The sequence below is a fragment of the candidate division KSB1 bacterium genome (assembly GCA_034506335.1).
Taxonomy (GTDB): domain Bacteria; phylum Zhuqueibacterota; class Zhuqueibacteria; order JANLFK01; family Oleimicrobiaceae; genus Oleimicrobium.
The window spans coordinates 1-20293 of sequence record JAPDPR010000048.1 but is presented as its reverse complement, the minus strand read 5'-3'; the positions used below and the strand labels follow the sequence as shown (position 1 = coordinate 20293).

General features: G+C 60.9%; 18 protein-coding genes. 4 read left to right on the top strand and 14 right to left on the bottom strand.

What is annotated here, in order from left to right:
- Positions 1 to 62: 62 nt before the first annotated feature.
- The 10 genes from ONB25_12490 to gcvH all read right to left on the bottom strand — a co-directional run bounded on the left by ONB25_12490 (position 63) and on the right by gcvH (position 11918).
- The gene (locus ONB25_12490; protein ID MDZ7393705.1) at positions 63 to 1343 is read right to left on the bottom strand and encodes a citrate (Si)-synthase; all 1281 of its coding nucleotides are present in this window, start codon (positions 1341 to 1343) and stop codon (positions 63 to 65) included.
- A gap of 102 nt (positions 1344 to 1445) precedes the next feature.
- Positions 1446 to 1883, bottom strand: a complete 438-nt coding sequence (locus tag ONB25_12485) for a hydrogenase iron-sulfur subunit (protein ID MDZ7393704.1) — start codon at positions 1881 to 1883, stop codon at positions 1446 to 1448.
- Positions 1884 to 1915: 32 nt separating this feature from the next.
- Positions 1916 to 4963 carry an FAD-dependent oxidoreductase gene (locus ONB25_12480; GenBank protein MDZ7393703.1) on the bottom strand — a complete coding sequence of 1016 codons (3048 nt, stop codon included), beginning with the start codon at positions 4961 to 4963 and terminating at the stop codon, positions 1916 to 1918.
- Positions 4964 to 4996: 33 nt separating this feature from the next.
- A complete protein-coding gene (locus ONB25_12475) occupies positions 4997 to 5884 on the bottom strand; it encodes a CoB--CoM heterodisulfide reductase iron-sulfur subunit B family protein (GenBank protein MDZ7393702.1) in 888 nt (295 codons plus the stop codon).
- On the bottom strand, positions 5881 to 6417 hold the full coding sequence (locus ONB25_12470; protein ID MDZ7393701.1) for a 4Fe-4S dicluster domain-containing protein: 537 nt from the start codon (positions 6415 to 6417) through the stop codon (positions 5881 to 5883). Before ONB25_12470 ends, ONB25_12475 begins: the two co-directional genes overlap by 4 nt.
- 28 nt (positions 6418 to 6445) lie before the next feature.
- On the bottom strand, positions 6446 to 7495 hold the full coding sequence (locus ONB25_12465) for a lipoate--protein ligase (GenBank protein ID MDZ7393700.1): 1050 nt from the start codon (positions 7493 to 7495) through the stop codon (positions 6446 to 6448).
- An 84-nt stretch (positions 7496 to 7579) separates the two neighbouring features.
- Positions 7580 to 8659 (bottom strand): (Fe-S)-binding protein, encoded by a 1080-nt coding sequence (locus ONB25_12460; protein MDZ7393699.1) that lies wholly within the window; start codon positions 8657 to 8659, stop codon positions 7580 to 7582.
- Positions 8656 to 10092 carry an FAD-binding oxidoreductase gene (locus ONB25_12455; protein MDZ7393698.1) on the bottom strand — a complete coding sequence of 479 codons (1437 nt, stop codon included), beginning with the start codon at positions 10090 to 10092 and terminating at the stop codon, positions 8656 to 8658. The genes ONB25_12460 and ONB25_12455 overlap by 4 nt, the downstream gene beginning before the upstream one ends.
- Before the next feature lie 38 nt (positions 10093 to 10130).
- The gene (larA, locus tag ONB25_12450; GenBank protein ID MDZ7393697.1) at positions 10131 to 11375 is read right to left on the bottom strand and encodes a nickel-dependent lactate racemase; all 1245 of its coding nucleotides are present in this window, start codon (positions 11373 to 11375) and stop codon (positions 10131 to 10133) included.
- A 105-nt stretch (positions 11376 to 11480) separates the two neighbouring features.
- Positions 11481 to 11918, bottom strand: a complete 438-nt coding sequence (gene gcvH / locus ONB25_12445; GenBank protein ID MDZ7393696.1) for a glycine cleavage system protein GcvH — start codon at positions 11916 to 11918, stop codon at positions 11481 to 11483.
- Between the two features lie 423 nt (positions 11919 to 12341).
- Here gcvH and ONB25_12440 point away from each other — a divergent pair, with 423 nt between their 5' ends.
- From ONB25_12440 to ONB25_12425, 4 genes are all read left to right on the top strand, one after another.
- The gene (locus tag ONB25_12440) at positions 12342 to 13178 is read left to right on the top strand and encodes a hypothetical protein (protein ID MDZ7393695.1); all 837 of its coding nucleotides are present in this window, start codon (positions 12342 to 12344) and stop codon (positions 13176 to 13178) included.
- 13 nt (positions 13179 to 13191) lie between these two features.
- Positions 13192 to 14232 (top strand): DUF2961 domain-containing protein, encoded by a 1041-nt coding sequence (locus tag ONB25_12435; GenBank protein MDZ7393694.1) that lies wholly within the window; start codon positions 13192 to 13194, stop codon positions 14230 to 14232.
- A 27-nt stretch (positions 14233 to 14259) separates the two neighbouring features.
- Positions 14260 to 15021 (top strand): RluA family pseudouridine synthase, encoded by a 762-nt coding sequence (locus ONB25_12430; protein ID MDZ7393693.1) that lies wholly within the window; start codon positions 14260 to 14262, stop codon positions 15019 to 15021.
- Positions 15022 to 15145: 124 nt separating this feature from the next.
- Complete coding sequence (locus tag ONB25_12425; GenBank protein MDZ7393692.1) at positions 15146 to 16255, top strand: radical SAM protein; 1110 nt, start codon at positions 15146 to 15148, stop codon at positions 16253 to 16255.
- On the opposite strand, the gene ONB25_12420 is transcribed toward ONB25_12425, so the two are convergent.
- The 4 genes from ONB25_12420 to ONB25_12405 all read right to left on the bottom strand — a co-directional run.
- Positions 16244 to 17530: an aspartate aminotransferase family protein gene (locus ONB25_12420; protein MDZ7393691.1), complete on the bottom strand. Its 1287-nt coding sequence runs from the start codon at positions 17528 to 17530 to the stop codon at positions 16244 to 16246. The genes ONB25_12425 and ONB25_12420 overlap by 12 nt on opposite strands.
- 13 nt (positions 17531 to 17543) lie before the next feature.
- Positions 17544 to 18503: a DUF6206 family protein gene (locus tag ONB25_12415; GenBank protein MDZ7393690.1), complete on the bottom strand. Its 960-nt coding sequence runs from the start codon at positions 18501 to 18503 to the stop codon at positions 17544 to 17546.
- Positions 18504 to 18605: 102 nt separating this feature from the next.
- Positions 18606 to 19553 (bottom strand): prohibitin family protein, encoded by a 948-nt coding sequence (locus ONB25_12410; protein ID MDZ7393689.1) that lies wholly within the window; start codon positions 19551 to 19553, stop codon positions 18606 to 18608.
- Between the two features lie 486 nt (positions 19554 to 20039).
- A partial coding sequence (locus tag ONB25_12405) for a pyridoxal-phosphate dependent enzyme (GenBank protein MDZ7393688.1) occupies positions 20040 to 20293 on the bottom strand: 254 nt, incomplete at its 5' end.

Genomic DNA, 20293 nt, shown 5'->3' with positions numbered 1-20293 from the left:
TTCGCCTGTGTCCAAGGCAGCAAAAGGGGCTGCCACCTTAGCGGCAGCCCCTTGACCTGAGATCAGGCCGCACCCACTTGCTTCTTGACCCAATCGGTGCCCACGGACTTGGGCCGCTCGATGGGCGCGCCCATGGCACGGTCCACAATGAGCTGAGCGCACATGCCCAAAGCCCGCGACACACCAAACAGCACCGTGTAATAGTCAAACTCTTTGAGCCCAAAGTAGTAGAGTAGCGCTCCCGAACCAGCATCCACGTTCGGCCACGGGTTCTTGGCCTTGCCATGCTCCATCAGCACCTGCGGCACCACCGCGAACAGCCGGTCCACGATCTGGAACACCTCATCAGTGGGGCAGACGCGCTTGCCAAAAGCATGGAACGCTGTGAAGCGCGGGTCGGTGGCGCGGAGCACTGCATGCCCGTATCCCGGGATTACCTTGCCAGAATTAAGCGTATCCCAGGCGAACTTTTTCAGCTCCTCATCCTTGGGTACGCCCTTGTACTTCTCGCGGATCTCCAGCACGAACTTGAGGCATTCCTGGTTAGCCAATCCATGCAAGGGACCTGCCAAGCCGTTCAACCCGGCCGAAACGGCGTAATAGGCATCCGATAGCGCCGAGCCAACCAGGTGGGAGGTGTGTGCGCTCACGTTGCCGCTCTCGTGATCGCTGTGCAACACCATGTAGAGGCGCATCAGATTAGCAAACTCGCCGGTCGGGTCGTCGAAGCCCAACATGCGCACATAGTTGGCACTCCAGTCAAGCTTTGGGTCAGGCGGAATGAGCTTGCCATCTTTGAACCTGATGCGGTACACGCCTGCAGCCACTGCTGGAATCCGCGCGAGGAGGTTGAGCGAGTCCTCCAGCATCGGCTCCCAGTATTCGGTCTTGCTCATGCCCTCGTCGTAGCGCTTGCGGAACACCGACTCCCGCTCCATCACCAAGATGGCGGTGTCGAACATGGCCATAGGGTGAGAGTCCTTGGGCATGGCGCGCAGCACAGCCCACACATAGTCTGGCACTTTGGCCCGGGCAGTGAATTCCTTCTTGAGGTCCTCCAACGCAGCTTTGTCCGGCAACTCGCCGGTGCAAAGCAGGTAGAAAATCTCTTCTGGGGTCTTGCTGGTGAGCTCTGCGATGGGTATGCCTCTAATGATCAACCCCTTTTCCGGGTCAACCAGTGAGGTATCGCAGATCAGGGCTTTGACACCCCTCATGCCTCCATATGCCTGGGCCACCGTCACTTCGGAAATGACCTTGTCGCCATGGGTTTTCACCAGGTTGGCAATGTCCTCGCGCAAACGAGGTATTTGCTCGGCAAGCTTCTGCTTCAAGGTCGCCATGTGCCACCCTCCTTTTTGTGAGTACCCTGCAACTTGCCTACCCTTGGGTCGTGTGCTCTGCTTCCATCAGCTCTGCCCTGAGCAGGGCGTTGCACATTCATGTCAGTGGACGTCGCTGGCCACATCCTTTACACGGAATGGGCTCGGGCCCAATTCTCTAAGCGAGTTCACGAAGGCATTTACCGCTTGCTGAAACCTGGGCGCTTCGGTCGCCAGGAACCATTCCAAGCGCAGGCGCTGGGGATCGACACCGAATTGGCTCACCAGCCCGCGCAAGAGGGTAAAACGACGCATAGCCCGGTAGTTTCCGCCGATGTAGTGACAATCACCGGGATGACATCCCGCAATCATCACGCCGTCAGCCCCGCATTGCAACGCCTGGAGAATGAACTCCGGCTCCACGCGGGAGGTGCACTCCATGCGCACCACGGCAAAATTCGGCTCCATGGTCAAACGCCGAACGCCCGCCAGGTCCGCCGCTGCATCGGCGCACCAATCGCAGCAAAGCACCAGGACTCTTGGTTCAAACGAACCAGCCACGCCTCTCTCCTCGCCTTAGCTCCACGCCAATTCTACGCCAGAGTAGCCTCAATGACCCTGATGAGTTGGTCACGGGTCCTCCCTTGCTGACCCATAGCCCCGCTTGGACACGCTGCGACACAACAGCCGCACCCGGTGCACATCGCCTCTATGACCTCAGCGCGTTCCTTGTACCCGCCGTTCACCCGCACCCGATTGATGCGAATGGCATTGAACTCGCACGCGCCTTCGCAGATACGGCAGCCGGTGCACAGCTCGTCGTCCGGATGGGCGTAGACCCCCCGCCACGAAAGATTCCCTCGGGCCAGGAAGGAAACCGCCCGTGCTGCAACTGCGTGGGCATGAGTGACCGATTCCCGCAAGGAGCGCGGCGAGTGCGCAAGGCCGGCCACAAACACACCTGCTCGCACGAAGTCCAGGGGACGAAACTTGCTGTTCATTTCGGCGAAAAAGCCGTCATCGTCCAACGGCACCCGCAGCATCCTGCTCAGAGCACGATTCTTTGCCGGCACCAGGCCCGTGGAAAGGACAAGAAAGTCCGGGCTGAAGAGCAACATTTCGCCGATGATCTTATCCTCGACGAGCACTTCCAGTTTTCCGTCCCGCTGCCTGACGATCGGTTTGCCCTCCGGGTCATAGCGCAAGAACACCACGCCGGCCTCCCTGGCCTTGGTGTAGTACTCCTCGGCAAACCCGTAGGTCATAATGTCACGATTGATCACGTAAACGGCCGCTTCTGGATTGGCGGACTTGATGGCCAGGGCATTACGCAGGGCCTGCGCGCAGCAGATGCGGCTGCAGTAGGGCCGACGCTCGTCGCGGGAACCCACACACTGGATCATCACCACACACTTGAGGCGTGCCGGATCGATCTTGCCCTTGGCAAGTTTCCCCTCGAATTCGGTCTGAGTGAGCACCTTGCGGTGCCTGCCGTAGAGGTACTCTCGCGGCTGGTATTCGGCCGCGCCGGTGGCGACAATCACCACCCCATGCTGGAGAGGCAGCATTCGCCCAGAGGCCTTGCGTATGGTGCTCTTGAAGTTGCCCACAAAGCCGTCAAGGCGGGTTACCTCAGAGCGCAGGTGCAGGGTAATGCGAGGATGAGTCCTTGCTCTCTGGGCGGTGGCTTGCACGAATTGCGCCACGTCCAGTCCTTCCAGAGTACGGTCATACAGCAAGGCATTGCCGCCCAGCTCGCCACTCTTTTCCACCAGGTCCACGGCAAAGCCCTGCGCGGCGATGTCCAAGGCCGCAACCATGCCGGTCACGCCGCCGCCAATGACCAAGGCGCGTGGCGTGACTGCGATGCCACCGCTCGGGGCGACTACAACACCCTGCAATCGCGCGGCAGCGGCCCGCAAGAGCGCAGCCGCTTTGTTGGTCGCAGCGCGCCGATCAGCATGGATCCAGGCCACCTGCTCGCGCAGCGGCACAACCTCCACCATCGGCGGGGCCAGGTTCACCTCTTTCAGCATCTCGGCAAAGCGCGCTTCATACAAGTGAGGAGAACAAGCGCCGAAAACCACGCGATTGAGGCCTTTCTCGGCAATGGCCCATGCCACCTCCTTGAGGGTGCTGCGCAGGCAGAGCAAGTCAACTTTCACCACGTGCGCCACCCCAGGCAGAGCCTTGAGCATGGTCGCAAGAGAATCCACATCGAGCCTCTGGCTTATGTCGCCCGCACAGGAACACAGGAATACCCCAATTCGCGCTGCCCCCTGTTGACTGCTCTGCTGGAGTGTTCCAGTCCCACTCGCAAGACCTCGCGTTGACTTAGCCGCTTTCACGGCGAGCGCAGCCTGTCCTGCCGCGGCGAGACCTTGCGCCACGCTCTCGGGAATGTCCCGAGGCGCCGTCAGTGTTCCGCAGACAAAGATGCCAGCGCGCCCCGTCGCCTCCGCCGAAAACCCAGGCGAAGAGACAAAACCGTGCCGATTCAGCCTGATGCCCAGGACCCTTGCCAGCTCTTCGGCGTCCGGAGCAGGGCTCAAACCCACAGAAAGCACGACGAGTCCGAATTCCCTGCGATGGAAGGTGCCGTCCTCGGCTTCATACACCACAATCACATTTTTGCTCTGGGGCTGCTCCTCAAGGGCGGACACGCGACATCTGACGAATGCAACGCCATCCTTTTGCGCTTGCTGATAGACACGATGGTACCCCTTGCCAAAGGCGCGGATGTCCATGTAGAAAATCTGGGTTGGAATCCCTGCCGCCTGCAAATGAGCAGCTTCCTTGATGGCAAACATGCAACAGGCGGAGGAGCAAAAGTCGTGGTCGGCGTCGCGCGAGCCCACACATTGCAGGAAGGCCACGCTGTCGGGGACCTGCCCGTCCGAGGGCCTGCGTACCACCCCGTGGGATGGCCCGCCGCGGCTGGTCATGCGCTCAAGCTCGGTGCTGGTCACCACGTTGGCCACCCGCCCGTAGCCAAACTGGCTCAATGAGGAAGGGTCAAACTCCTCGAATCCTAGCGCGGCTACCACAGCGCCCACCTGTAGCTGCTGCGTGGTGGGTTGCGCGTCGAGGGAGATGGCCTCTGTGGGGCAAACCCTGACACATTCGCCGCACCGGGTGCATGCGCCCATGTCAATAGTGTACAGCCGCGGAATTGCCAGGCCATGGCGCACGTATACTGCCTTCCGCTCGCCCAACCCCCCTTCGAATTCATCCTTTACCTTCACCGGGCAGACCGACACACACCGTCCGCAAGAGATGCACATTTCCGGGTCAATGTAGCGCGGCCCGGAGGTGACAGTGGCCACGAAGTTGCCCGCCCTGCCGGCAAGAGCTGTCAGGTGGCTGTCAAAGAGCACGTGCACATTGGGGTACGTCAGTCCCCGGCGCAGACAAAAACCGGATATGCCCTCCCCATGAACTGGGGGCAGCATCTTGCAAAAACCGCAGTCGTCACTGGGGAACTGCCTGTCCAGTTGCAGCACCTTGCCCCCGACCATGGTGGACTTGTCCACAAGGTGCACCTGCACCCCCATATCTGCCAACTCGAGAGCAGCTCGGAGTCCCGCTACCCCAGCCCCAACCACGAGTACCGCTTGCGACTTTTCCCTCTGCCGTGCCACGTCGTCGTTCCTTGACCTTTCTGATGGAACCTGCTATGCCATCGCCGCTGGCACCACTTTGGCCAACACTTCATCTGGCCTGACCTTGTTGAGGCGAAAACCCAAGTCTTTCGGGTCGTACCCCATGGCCAACCCGAGCACCTGGGGATAGAAAAACACCGGCAGGCCGATCTCGCGTTGAAACTGTTCCTCTACTTTCTTTTGGTTGTCCTCGTACAGGACGCTGCAGAAGGGGCAGATGGAGATGAGGGCGTCGGCACCGGCTGCCCGCACGTCCAATAGCTTGGCCCCAGACAGCCCCAGCGCAGTGGATTGTTCCACGCCGAGGATGGCGCCGCCGCAGCAGTACTTCTTGGTTTCGTAGTGCACCACGTCGGCTCCGGTCACTGCCACCAGCTCATCCAGCGAGCACGCTGCCTCCGGGTCATCGAAGCCATCGTAGTTAGCTTTCGGGCGCACAAAGTGACAGCCGTAGTGGGGCGCCAGCCGAAGGCCGCTGAGAGGCCTGGTGACGCTCTGGCGCAACCGTTCCAAGCCCACCTCCTCGTACAGGATGCGCGCAAAATGCTTCACCTTGACCGACCCGCGGTATTGACGACCGATGCGCTTCAACTGACGATTGACCTCCCGCAGTAACTTCTGGTCGTGCGTCAGCTCCATGTTCGTCTCCGTGAGCACAGCCGAACAGGCACTGCACAGGCAGCACACGTCCAGCCCTTGCTCCTCGGCCACGGCAAGGTTGCGCGCCGCCATCAGTAGGGTGGTCCGAGCATTCGTGGACTTGACAGGAAAACCGCAACAGGAGAACTCCTCCACATCCACCAACTCTATTCCCAGCCCGGCTGCCACCTTGCGCACCGCCACTTCATAATTCTGGCTGCGGATGGGGACGGTGCAGCCCAGAAAGAGCGCATATTTCATGGCTGATTAGTCTCCGGTGGTTGTGCAAACCTGCCCATTCCCGTCATTCGGAAGATCTCCTGTACCTCCGGGAAGCTCTTCTTGACCGGTGGCAGGCCAAGCCTCTGGCGCTTCTTGTTGTCAAAGTCCTCCACCTCGTAAAGTCGGCCGAACCTACCAACCAGCTCCGCCTGCTGACGGAAGGTGGGGTGCAAATAACCTTCACGCGCGGCGATATTCTTCACCGCAGTCATGATGTCGGTGACACGAACCCCTTGCGGACACCGATCCGAGCAAGTGTAGCATCCGGAGCAGAGCCAAATAAAGTCGCTGCTCAGCACCCGTTCGCGCATGCCCAAAAGGATCATGTGCACCAGCTGCCTAGGGTTGTAACGTGTATCCACTGCGTGCACCGGACACGCGGCCGTACACGTCCCGCAGGCAAAACACCGTGCAATCAGTTCACCTCCGGGCTCTCGCGCTACCTCCCGCCAGAAGTTGGGTTTCAGCTCTTCGAATCGTGTCACCGGTTTCTTCGCCTTGGTCCCAGCCACGCTCGTGCTCCTTGTCGTGCGGACGGCTTTAGCGGGCGTTCATGATGGCCATGGAAAAGTCCTCGGCGGTTACGCCCGGCGTCTCCACCTCTCGTTCGTCGCAAAACTCGCCGACCCGTTCCACGATGTCTTCTGGCTGCCGCCGCACGCCCTTGAGTGAATTCTCCAGACCGGCCAGCTCCTCTTTCGGGTAGAAGGTAAAGTCTCCGGAGATGCCTAGGTCTTTGATGCGCTCGCGTTCCACCTCCTGCACGGTGCGGATCAACCCCCCAGGCGCCTTGTGGATGCCGAAAGAAATCTCCACCCCCTCGCGAATCTTGACGCCAGTCGGCACTCGTGGGGTCTTTTTGAAGAGGAACTCAGGCGAAGTGAACTCTTTCTCCAGCCTGGCCATGGTGGCCCACAGTTCGCTGGTCATTTCGGCGGGCTCCAGCGGCCCCACCAGGCGCTCAAAATGCCGGACCAGCGCCTGCTTGATGTCCTCTCGCGGCGGCGGTGTGCCCAGCTCCCGCTTCATGGTGGTGAGGTTCTCCTCCAAGCTCTTGTAGATCTTGTCGCGAAACTTTTCCTCCGGCACCTTGAGCACACGCACCATGGTTTCATAGTCAAAATCCAACAAGATGCCCCCCACAAAGACCATGCAGTCGCCAATGTTGGCGCCGCCTTCTCCGGCGATCTTCCGCCCCTCGGCCGTGACGATGTCATTCACCGGCCGAAAATGGGCCTTGATGCCAAAATCGCGATAGGTCTCCACCGGCGCCTGCGAGAACCACTCGTAGATCTCGCTGATCTTCTTGGGGAAATGGGGATTGGAGCGACGCCAGATGAGCTGATAGAAGATCTGGTTCCCATCCAAGTAGGTGGCGCCCCCTCCCACCTCCCGGCGCATTGCTGGGATCTTTACTTTCTCCAGGTAGTCAAGATCGATCTCCTGCTTAGCGTCCTGGAAGTAGCCGATGCTCACCAAGGGGTCTTGAGGAGAAACGATCACTAGGCTCTCCACGCCCATACGCGCCAGTGCGTGGAAGATGAGCATGGAGTTCTGTCCCGGGAGCTTGTCCAGATAGAAGAGTTGCATGGACTTCTTCTCCGTTTCGTACTAGGTTCCTATCATCGAGCCATTGCGAAACAGCGTTTGTCTCCAGGGGGCCTTCGGTCCTTATCAGGCTCCTGCCGCGCGGAGTGCATCCCACACCAGGTCCGCCACGTCACGTACCACGATCTCGCCTTCGCCGGACTCGGCGAGGGAGGCGGCACCCTTCTTGAGGGTCTGCTCGCAGGTGGCACATGAGGTGACGATCGTCTTGGCCCCGGTCGCCATGGCCTGTCGTACGCGATTGCGTGCCAGCTGACCGGAGAGCTGTTCGTTAGAGGACAAGATGCCGCCGCCACCACCACAGCAGCGGGTGGTGTTCTTGCTTTTGCTCATCTCTTTGAGCTCGGCCCCGATTGCTGCCAACACCCGTCGCGGCTCCTCGGTCACTTTGGCCCCCCGCGCCAGGTCGCATGGATCGTGATAGGTGACGGTCACCCCCAGCTTCTTCACCTTGTCCGCCGGCAACTTCTCCGCCACCGCCTGCAAAAAGTGCTGCGTGGGTATCCCGTACTCCTCCTTGAGGAACACCGTACAGGTCGGGCAGAAGGTGATGGTGCGCTCCTTCTTGAGCATCTTGGCCAAGCGCTCTTTGTGCTCCTCGAACTTGTGCACAAAGCCCAATGAAACCAAGGGGAACCCGCAGCAGACCTCTTCCTGCACCTTCGGCTTGATGCCGATCATCTCCAGAATCTTGAGGTATTTTTTCACCTTGTTAGGACGCGCCAAGAACTGGCACCCGATGAACACCCGCACCTCCCCCTCCTGCTTGGGCAGCATCACCTCCTGGTCACCGAAGATGTTGCCACTGGCCATCACGTTGTCGGCCAGCATGATTTGGCCAGGGAAGGCCAGGCCCATATCCACCAGCTCGGCGCGCGCTGCGCGCACAATCTGCGGCACCTTGACCTTGGACGGACAGCGCCGCTCACAGTCCCCACACATGGTGCACTCGTAGATGCGCTGCGCCACGCTCTGATCTGCTTCAATTTCGCCGGTGAGCATGCCGTAGGCCAGAATGTTCCGGCCGCGCGCTGAAGTACCGTCCCACAAGATCTCGTCGAAGGGCGGACAGACGTTCTTGCAGTACCCGCACAGGGTGCAGGTGATGAGCTCATTCAGCCACGGTTTCAGATATTCACCTTTCATTGCGACACCTCCACAGGGTAGCGTAGGTGGGTGACGAACCCATTCTCCCACTCCTGAATCTTGTGCGGGTTCATGATGTTGTTCGGATCCAGCGCTCGCTTGACCGCCTTCATGGCAGCGATCAGGCTGGCCCGCTCCTGCCGGAAGTACGGCGTCTTGGTGATGCCGATGCCATGCTCGCCGGAAACGGTACCACCCAGCTCCAACACGATGTCATAAATTTCCTGCACCGCCTTGTCCGCCTGCCGCCAGTGGTCCGGATTGGTTGGGTCCATCAGCACCTTGGTGTGCAGGTTACCATCACCTGCATGTCCATAGGCAGGAATCTCGATGTCATAGCGGTCGGAGACCTCTTGAAAACGCACCACCGCCTCGGGCACCTTGGAGATGGGCACCGACATATCGTCGGCCAGCATGACCGTGGCGTATTCCTTGCGCAGAGCACTCAACGAAGGAATCATCTGCTTCCGCCCCTTCCAGAGCTCCTCCAGGCGCTTCGGGTCCTCGGTAAAGTCCATCGACACGGCGTTGTTCTTCTTGCACACCTCCGTCACCTTGGCAAGCTCTTCGCGCACTGCCTCCAGGTTGTTGCCGTCCACCTCGATGAGCAGAATGGCGTCCACCTCCGGCAGGCCCAAGCCGGTGGCCTTGTTCACGGCCTTGATACAGGTGGCCGACATGAGTTCCAAGTTCGAGGGCAGAATGGGCACCGCGATGATATCCGATACGGTTTGTCCTGCCTCCCTAATCTTGCCAAAAGCCGCCACACAGCCGGCCCGATAGGTGGCCAGCGGCACCAACTTGAGCGTGATCTCGGTGACGATGCCCAGGGTTCCTTCTGAGCCCACGAAGAACTTCTCGAACTGATAGCCGCTGGAGCCCTTTACCGACCGCGCGCCGCAGCGGGCAATATCGCCTGTAGGCAACACCACCTCCAGGCCCAGCACCACGTCTCGGGTGGCGCCATATTTGAGGGCCTTGTCCCCAGACGCATTGCAGGCCACCATGCCGCCAAGGGTCGCTGCTTCACTGCTCGCCGGCCCGGGGATGAAAAACTTGTACTTCTTGAGCGCGGCATTCAGGTGGTCGCACACCACGCCCGGCTCCACCACGCAAATGAGGTCCTCAACGCAAATCTCCTTGATCTTTTTCATGCGCTGAAGATCCACCACCACCCCTTTGTCAATGGGCACCGAATGACCACAGAGCGCGGTACCTGCGCCGCGCGGTACCACCGGGAACTTGTACTCGTTGGCCAGCTTGACAATCTGCGCCACCTCCTGCGTGGTGATGGGCTGCACCACCACATCAGGCACCTCGCGGTGAATCCCACCGTCAAAGGCATACACGTAGCGCTCGGCAATGCTGGTCTTGCAGCGATCCTCGCCTACAATCCCCTGCAGGCGTGCGATGACCTCCTTCTTGAGCGCCATGACCACTCTCCTCTCGTTCGCTTCTATGCTCCTCTTTCTCATGCTACCAGTGGCACCGTGATGCTGCCATCCATCAGGAAGATGACCTGGCAATCTGGCCCCTTCTCCGCCAGCGCGGCATCCAAGGCTTCTTGGACGCTGTGGAAGGGCCGGATGAATATGGCCTGCAGGTCCGCATCTGGCAGATCGGTTACACCCCAGACTTGCGCCCAGGTGTTGATCTCCGCCATCTTCGCAGCCTTATGGTAACCCAGCTTGAACTCTTTGCCGATCTTCTCGATCGTGGCCTGCGGCGAATCGCAGCTGGACAGCAAGTCGAAGAAGGTCCGCTCCCCGATCCCGGTGCGGCACCTGGAGACCATGATGAGGATGCCGCCCTCCTTGAGGGCCAGCTTGCCGTTATCAAGCGCCTTCTGCGACTGATACAGGTCCACATCCATGGGGTAAGGCGCCACCGAGACCACCACGTCGGCTTTGTCGCGAATCCTGACGGCGAAAACCTCGTTGGCTTTGGCGATGCAGGCGCGGAACGATGCGTGCAAGTCGCCCGCAGCTGCCGCGTAAATACGCCGATCTCGGTCCAACACCGTTTGGATGGAGAAAATCTCCTTGTCCGCAATGCTGCGCAAGGCGTCGATCATGTCTTCGTGCACTGGATTGCCGTCCAGGGCAAGGGCCTTAGCCTCCAGGCGTAAGGCATGCTTGTGGTTCTGCTCGATGGTCTCATATGAAGCAATACCCGGCAGGAAGGACTTGCGCCCCCCTGTGTAGCCAGCAAAGTAGTGCGGTTCCACCGAGCCGATAATCACAATCTTGTCTGCTTCTACCCCCATCCGGTTGACGTACATCTCCGTGCCGTTGACCGAGGTACCAATGTGCACCATGTCCTCCTGCTTCCGGCAATCGTGCACATAGATGCGGTCCTTCAGGTAGGGGTAATGTCGACCAAAAATGAACTCGTATTCCTCCTGGGTGGGCGCGCGATGCACCCCGGTGGCAATCAGAAAACGGCTCTTAGCAAGGGGAATCTTCGGCTGAAGAATATCGAGGACCTTGGCGGTGGGAGTAGGGCGAGTGCCGTCATTGACGATAAAGAGCACATCCCGAGCGTCACTCAGGAACTCATCGAAAGGGCGAGACTGCAGCGGAGACGAAATGGCATCCATTAGGGTGGCCATCTCGTTGCCGACTTCCACGGCGTTGGGGTGAAGCACGTGCATCACGTGGTGGTCGGCAATCTCTACCTGCTGCGCCTCTTTGCCGTACGGGACATCCAGCCTCACTTTTGGCCTCCTCCCGCAAACTGGACACCTTCCTGCAAAGCCCCTAAAGCTCAGCACCCCCTGTTGATGGCACTAGCATGCGCCGCCCGCCCCATAGGGCACGAGCTATTTTTTCTGCTTTTCCCTCTCGACCCGCTGCTTCTCACCCTCCAGGTACTGGGGGATATCGCCGATCTTCATCAGGCCGGCAAGCTGCTGCTCCAAGTCTGCCGCCTCGATGACCATGATCCAACCATCCCCGTATGGGGACTTGTTGATGAGGTTGGCCGCGTCCTCTAGGGCGGTGTTGACCTCGGCAATCGAACCGGTCAAAGGCGAGACAATCTTGCCCACCCACTTGCTCGATTGCAATTTGCCCACGGTCTCCCCTTCGGCCACCTCGTCCCCCTCGAATGGCAGGTCCACGTAGACGATCTCCCCGGAAAGTTTCTGGTAAAAGTCGGTCATCCCGACGCGTGCACGATTTCCCCCCTCCGGCTTGATCCAGGTGTGCTCTTTGTGGTAGTAGAGCTCATCGGGGTAGTCATAACCTTCGATCTGCATAGGCGCCTCCTTTGCTACCCACTTGCCTGGTCGATCTCTTCCGAGAACAACCACGGGTACGGTCGCTGCCGAACAGATGAGATTGGTGAGGCCGCGCTATTATACGAAAACAGGAGCTCAAAGTCAAGAAGAATAGTTTGCCAATCGCTTGAACCTTTTTATGCTCAAACTCTGTGCCATTGAGGATAGGCCTGGATGGCGCCCAAAGGCCTTTCGCATTTACAGTGACTTGCGCACCTCGGCGGCAGCCCAATGACCCAATGGTTCCCAAACCGTTCCCGAAACTGGGAAGCGCGGGGAGTGACCTTGGCATTTTTGGGAAAGGAGCGTGGCAGCGCCACAGTAGAGCACACGTTTTCTTCTTGCATGGGTGGGAAAATTGTCGTAAAATAGCGTCAGAGTCCTCGAGCAGGAGGTCCACACATGAGCGCGGAACGAGGGCCGCACGATACCATCCGTACCATCATCAGCCAGCGAGGCTTACGCTACGCTGGGGATTCGCCTGTGGAGAACGTGCTCTTACCGGCCTCCCCAGAGCAAGCATCGCGTCAGGAGTACCTTCGCTACCTGAAGCGGTACTCTTTCCGCATTCTCCTCCGCGATGTGATCAAGTGCCGCTCTTCCTTCCGCGCCCAAGACCTGCTGCACTACTGCTCGCCGCGCAAGGTGCAACGATACTTGGACTATTTGCAGCGGGCCGGCATTGTGGAACCAGTTGGCACGGACACTTTCCGCCTTCGCAATGCGGCAGTGTACAGCTTTGGCGACACCCTGGAGTGGTATGTGGCACAGGTGTTCGCAGAGGCTTTTGCGGCTGCGGTGGCGTGGGACGTCAAGGTCTATGATCTGCCCGCAGGGGGCGACTTTGATGTGATCGCCATGCTGGGGGATCTGTTGGTCTACGTGGAGACCAAGTCCAGCCCACCGAAGAACATCCATCAGCCGGCGGTGGCGGCGTTTTTCGCCCGCCTGGAGGCACTGGCACCAGACGTGGGCATTTTCCTGGTGGATACGCACCTCCGTCTTGCCGACAAGATTAACAAGATGGTGCGCTATGAGTTGAAACAGAGAGTCGGCGACCGCGATACTGTGGGGCTGGTGCAACTCCGTCGCGGCGTCTACGCGGCCTCGCCCGGCTTGTTCGTGATAAATAGCAAACCTGACCTGACGCTCAATCTGCGACTCTGTCTGCGCCACTTTTGGGCACACCGCGCCAGACGGCGCCTTTTCGGCTACGACGAGCACACTGCACGAGAGTAAGGAGGAAAGCAGCATGGATATCGACCTTGCCACCCTCTTTTTTCGACGACAGGCTCAGTCGCGATCGTTGAGCGCCGAGAACCCCACCGGCGAGAAGGGCAAAGGGGCGATGGCCGAACCGGAGCCCGATAGTCCGGCACGGGAACTGGGTCGCGGCTGGAAGGTGCGCCCCTGCATCAACATCCCCACCGGTCAGACTGTCACCCTCATGGACCACAACGGCCCGGGGGTAATCCGCCACATCTGGATCACCTGCAGCGAAAAGTTCTACCGCGACCTCATAGTCAGGTTCTACTGGGACGGCCTGCGCCAGCCGTCGGTGGAGGTCCCGCTGGGTGACTTGTTCTGTAACTCGTGGGGCTGTCGACAGAACATCCTGGCGCTGCCTGTCAACGTCAACCCCTCTGGCGGGATGAACTGCTACTTTCCCATGCCCTTCCGAAAGCACGCGCGCGTTACGGTGGAGAACCAGGCTCCGGAAGATGTGGCCCACTTTTTCTACACGATCAACTACACCCTGGAGGAGGTGTCCGAGCAGGCCTTGTATTTTCACGCCCAGTGGCGGCGCTCCAATCCCCTGCCCTACGGCAGCGAGCATGTCATCTTGGAGGGCGTGCGCGGCGCTGGCCACTATGTGGGCACCTTCATGGCCTGGCAGCAAAACAATGCCGGCTGGTGGGGAGAAGGCGAAATTAAGATGTACATCGACGGCGACAGGGATTTCCCCACCATCTGCGGCACCGGCACAGAGGACTATTTCGGCGGGGCCTGGTGTTTTGGGGAAGATTTCAGCGGGCCGTTCTGCGGCTTTCGGCAGGTGATGAAAAAATCAGGGGAGCCCGGAGCACGCATGACTCTGTACCGCTTTCACGTGCACGACCCGGTCTTTTTCAGCACCGACCTCCGAGTGACCATGCAGGCGTTAGGCTGGCGCAGCGGCCGCCGCTACCTCCCGCTGCAGGACGACATCGCCTCGGTGGCCTACTGGTACCAGACCCTGCCGCCGGCGCCGTTTCCGCCGCTGCCGGACCGGAACGCGCGCGAGATCATCTGAGCAGCGCAAGCCAACAAGAGGTGACCCGTGACACGAGCGCGCCTGAACGTGCTCTTTGCTGACCAGGCGGTGCTGGCAGTGGATAAACCCCCAGGGCTTCTCACCATCCCGGACCGCTGGGACCCGCACCGACCGAACCTCCTGGCAATGCTGCGCACCGCCTACCCAGGGGAATCCATTCTACCGGTGCACCGCCTGGACGAGGGGACCAGTGGAGTGGTGCTCTTTGCCAGAAATCGGGATGCTCACCGGGCCCTTTGCCTGCAGTTGCAGCAGAGGAGCGCGCGCAAGACCTACTTCGCGATAGTGAGCGGCGAAGTTCGGGAGGGCGGCACCATCTCTTTCGCCCTTGCGCCCGACCCGCACCACCGAGGTCGCATGGCTGTGCGCCCAGGGGGCAAGGAGTCGCTGAGCGAGTACCAGGTGGAAGAGTGCTTCCAGGGCTACACTCTGCTCCGGGTGGTGCCACACACGGGCCGCATGCACCAGATTCGCGTCCACCTCCGCGCCATAGGCCACCCTCTCGCCGTTGACCCGGTGTACGGCGGACGAAGCGCGATCTTCCTTTCCGAGCTCAAGGCGCGCTACAAACGCAAAGCTGACCAGGAGGAGCGACCGCTCTTGGCGCGCCTGGCCCTGCACGCTGCCGAGCTGAGCTTTGTCTCGCCCTGTAGCGGCGAGGTCACTGTGTGCGCCCCCTTCCCCAAGGACTTTCGCGCGCTCCTCCACGCCCTGCGCAAGTATAGGCCACTGCGTGAGACGCCCAATGGCTGGGACAAGCACCAATAGTGCCCAGGAAGCCAAAAAAGGCCCTGCGCAGTGGGGACAGCCGTGGATGAGAAGGTTCGGGCGGACGGAGTAGACGGCCCACCGTCAGGGCAGTTCGCGGTCCATCTCGCCAGCGAGGGTAGTCGTGCCTGGACGCCGCTGCAACCTGTGCGGCCGACAAGGCCTCATAAGCCAACGTCTTGGCCTGTGCCTGCAGTGCATTTGTGAGCGGGAGAAAGAAGCGGCCAATCTGGTGCGGCGCGCCCATGCCCATGCGCGCGCGCCTTTTGGCCTGCCAGAGGAGGTCCCGCGTGCCCCAGACGGTTTGACCTGCACGGGCTGCGGCAACCGCTGTCGCATTCCCCCAGGCTCCCGGGGCTACTGCGGACTCCGTCGCAATGAGAAGGGCCTGCTCCACCAGATGGCAGGCACCCCCGGCGGTGCCCTGGTCAGTTGGTACCACGACCCTCTGCCCACCAACTGCGTGGCAAGCTGGGTGTGCCCGGCAGGGACCGACGTGGGTTACCCCAAGTTCTCCTACGCCCCAGGCCCAGAGTACGGTTACTCCAACTTGGCGGTGTTCTACGAGGCGTGCTCCTTCGATTGCCTGTTTTGCCAGAACTGGCACTTCCGCGAAGCCGAGCCCACCTCCGGGTTGCACACGGCCCAGGAGTTAGCCGCCGCGGTGGATAGACGCACGGCATGCATCTGTTACTTTGGCGGCGACCCTGGGCCTCAGGTGGCGCACGCCCTGGCTGCCGCCCGCATCGCCCTCCGGGCCACCAAGGGCAGACCCTTGCGCATCTGCTGGGAGACCAACGGCTGCCTCACCCACGCCGCCTTGCGCAGAATGGCCGCGCTGTCCCTGCGCAGCGGCGGCTGCATCAAAGTGGACCTGAAGGCTTTCACGCCGCAGCTGCACCGCGCCTTGTGCGGAACCGATAACGCTCCTACCCTGGCGAGCGTGGCCTGGCTGGCGGAAGCGGCCAAGCAACGTCCATCCCCGCCCCTGCTGGTGGTCAGCACGCTCCTCGTGCCCGGCTACGTGGAGGCCGAGGAGGTCCGCCGCATCGCCCGCTTCATCGCCTCTTTAGATCCAGCCACGCCCTATTCGCTCCTGGCCTTCTACCCCCAGTTCTTGATGAACGACCTGCCGGTCACCTCCCGTGAACACGCCTTTGCCTGCCTGGAGGCAGCCCAGGAGCAGGGCCTCCGGCGCGTCCACCTGGGCAACCGCCACCTGCTAGGGGTGTAGCGGGTCTCCCCTGAGGCCGCCTTGCGCGTGCACCTCCTCCACCCAGGTGAGCATGCCGTCAAGTCCCTCAAGGACCTCCGCCACCTCGCTCTCCTGGATCGTCAAGGGCGGTAAAAGCTGATTCACCGACTGGTCGTTGTTGGCGTAAATGGTCAGCACCCCGAAGCGAAAACCTGCCAGCGTGAGCAAGGGCCCCAGGCTCTCGTGTGCAAGCTTCAGCCCCATCATCAACCCTCGTTGACGCACCTCCACCAACACCGCACTGTGCCGCTGCTTCAGCTCTGCCAGACCGCGTGCGAACAGCTCGGCCATGCGCCGCACGTGCGGCAAGAAGCCCGGCTCCTGCACAATGGCCAGCACCTCCAACGCTGCGTGGCAGCCGACCTCCGCTCCGCCAAAGGTGGAAATGTGAATGAACGGGTTCTGGTGGAAGAAGGGGTTGAGGTGTTCCCGGTAGATCGTGGCCGACATGGGGTAAATGCCGCCAGAAAGCCCCTTGGCAGTGACCAAGATATCCGGCACCACGCCGTAGGTGTCGATACCCCACATCGCGCCGCACCGACCCAAGCCGGTCTGCACCTCGTCGATGATCATCAAGGCGCCGTGCTTGTCGCACAGCTGGCGCACGCCGGCAAAATAGTCTTCCGGCGGAATCACAATCCCCAGCGTGGCCGGAATTGTCTCAAAGAGCACGGCAGCCGTGTCTTCTCCCATGGCCGCCGCCAACGCCTCCAGGTCCCCAAAAGGCACTTGGACAAACCCAGGGGCCAGCGGTGCAAATGGCGCGCTGTAGCGGGGGTCCCCCGCCGAGAGGGCAAAGCCCGTGTGGCCATGGTACCCTCCTTTGGCGCAAATGATTGTGGGGCGTCGCGTATGAGCGCGCGCCAGCTTAATGGCCGTGTCGATCGCCTCGCCCCCTCCTACGCCAAAGACCACCCGCCGCAAATCGCCAGGACAGAGGGCCGCCAAACGCTCCGCCAGCAGGCCGCGATGCTCACTGATGAAATGGTGATTGCCGATGTCCAATTCTTCCAGGGCAGCTTTCAGCGCCGCCACTACCCGCGGATGACGATGCCCCAAATTGAACACCCCCCCGTTGCAGTGGCAATCGATCAGCCGCTGCCTCCCTTCCACATCCCACACATAAACACCCTCTCGCCTGCCAAAGACAAAGTCCAGGCCCACGCTGGAAAAGAACTCCACCTTGCCGCTGGATACATGGCGCGCAAAGCGTTCGATGATCCTCCCCTTTCCGTCGCGAGCAATCAGGGCCATCAGTGGTGTCTCCTCAGCGCTTGATCTTGTCCGGCAAGATGTACGGGTACGCACGCCGCAACAGACGGGTGCGCAGAACACGGTCCGTCTTCCGCATGGCTAAGTACAGCCGCCAGATAAACGCGTCCTGGCGATAGTAGGCGGCCACTTCTTTCTCCGTGAGAGGCGCCACTCTCAGGTCGGACGCCTCACCGGCGAAAAAGTCGTTGGCCTCGGACACCACAAGGGGAATGAGGTCCGGGCGCTGCTCCTTGAAAAAGTTGGCCGCCAAATCAACCACCACGCGGTGAAAGTCGTAGTAGCGATCGACCACGTCCTTGAGAAAGAAGAGGCGCAGGATCCAGACCAAGAACGACGGCGCGCTGCGCAAAAAGAGCTCGGTGTCCAGCTGTTCCACCCCATCCACGCGGAAGAGCGGCGTGCTGGTGTCCACGTACAGGATAGGCGTCTCATGCAGGTCCTTCCCCGTGCCCTGGCCGACTACCGCCCAGTTGGAGATCTGGCCGTCGATGGCAACCTGAAGCCGCTTCTGCCGGGCGTTGAACTGCCACACTTTGCGCAACTCGCGCAGAATGCGCCGAACCAAGGTCGCCACCTCCTCCGGACGTAGATGGTGGATGAGACGGTTGCCCATGGAGTCGGCCGGGAGCTGCTCCTGCAGAAGGTACACCACAGGCTCGGCGCCCTGGCCGATCACTACCGCGTGGCCATAATCCGGCAGCCGCAGGCCAATCTCTGCCGTTAACAGCCGGCAATAGTCCTCATACGCTGCGATGTACCGCTCGGCCTCCTCCTGGTCCACGAACAGGGGCATGCGCTTCAGCGCCACGCCGCGCAACCCTGGCACGTCCACTGCCAGCACCGTGCTGATTTCGCCAAAGCCCAACACCCGGGCCGGCATCGCGCTGCGCTCCGGATGACGCGGGTTCAGCCCCTGTTCAAACTGCTGCAAGACCTCGGTGTCCACGACCACGGCACCGCCTCCGTGTCATTGAGCACGCTCCGACTGTCCCAGAATGGCGCCGGCTGCATTGGGCCCAGGACCGCATACCGGACCTGGGCAAAAGGGGCGCCGCTACTTCTGGCCGCTCCCGAATCCCAAGTTCACCAGGGGCACGACGTTCTGGGGCAGCACGCCCCACTGGATGTTCGGCGCTAACTTTTGCACAAACTCCCATTGGATGATGGTGGGGTTCTTGCTCAGCGCCGCCTGCCGGATCTCGATGCTCTTGGCGTCGGCCTCAGCTGCCACGATCTTTTGCTCCTTGCGGATCTTCTCCTGCTCCAACTTGTTCTTCTCGGTGGTGATGTTCTCCAGCGCGATCTGCTTCTCCTCCAGCGTCCGCGCGTACTCGGGCGTGAAGATGATGTTACGCAGCACCAGCTCGTCGAGGATGAGGCCGTTGGCCGCGAACTTGGGCGCGATCTCGTCAAAGAGGGCCTGCTGCGCCTCGTAGCTGCGTTTGGTGTAGAGATCGTAAGAGGCAAACCTCGTGGGCACCCGGCGACCGGAGCCGCGGATTTCCGTCTTGACCACCTTCTCCACATAATCCCGCTCGGTGCCCAAGTTCTGCAGAATCCACGGCGCCTTGCCCGGCTGGATCATGAAGCGCGCGGTGATGCCCAACCGAATCTGCTGCCCATCGGCCGTCAGAGCGCTGATGATCACGTCCGGAAAGTCGGCGCGGCTCTGACTGGGCTCGTCAGAGGCCTCGTAGGTCTTTTTGATGGTGGGGAAAATTACCACCCGGTCCACAATGGGGATGACCACGTGCATGCCCGGCGACAGTTCCCGGTGCACCGCGCCCAACCTCTTGACTACCCCCACCGTCCCGGCTTGGATAATGACCACCGCGTCGATGATGAGCACCAAGGCGAGCACCGCGCCGACGATGGAAAGGACCAGTTTGGAACCCACGGACGGCAGTTTGACTCCCCCTGCGGCTCCTCTTTGACGAAGGGCCGCAAGCACAAACTGCAGCACAAACAGCACGATGAGGGCGGTGATAATGTAGCCTGCCATGGCAACCTCCTTGTTTTGAGTGCAAGGCGCTGACGAACATGCGTGCGTGTGCACGCTTCGGAGCCTCAGTGACTACCTCGTGCGGCGAGCAACACACTCGCCTGCCAAATCCCTCCCGCGTTCACCCACCCTTCATGCGCCCAGCGCAGCTGGCCAAGCACGCGGGGCATCGAACCTGGTCTCCCTCCATCCTCGTTCGGATCGAGCCCGCTGCGTGGAGAGTCTGCACACCGACTGCTGTGCCCACTCATCCCCGAGCTCAAGTACAGTGTCTGGTCACCACTCTGCTCACCCGCCTGCCACGTCCCTATCTGAGCGCTCCGGCGCCTCAGCGTCCGATTGCTGCGCTGTCACTCGGATTCAACCACACATGCCAACCAACCACGCGCGGACCGGCATGGTCTCCGGCGCGTACACTATGGGGAAAACGTCCTTGGGTTGCATCCCTTCCGGCCTGTCAACCGTACGCCACCCAAATCGCAGGCCTCAACTGGACAAGCCCACGAGGCTCAGCTCCTCACGCAGGGGGAACAGGTCAAATGCCCCGCCGGTGTGGATGAACAGAACTTTCTCCCCAGGGCGGAAGCGTCCCTGGCGGATCTGGTCCACCAAACCGTACATTGCTTTGCCTGTATAGACAGGGTCCAGCAGGACCCCCTCTGTGCGCGCCACCTCACAGATGAAGGCCAACTCCTCCGGGCGGCTCTGAGCATACCCCAGACCCACGTAGCCATCGATGA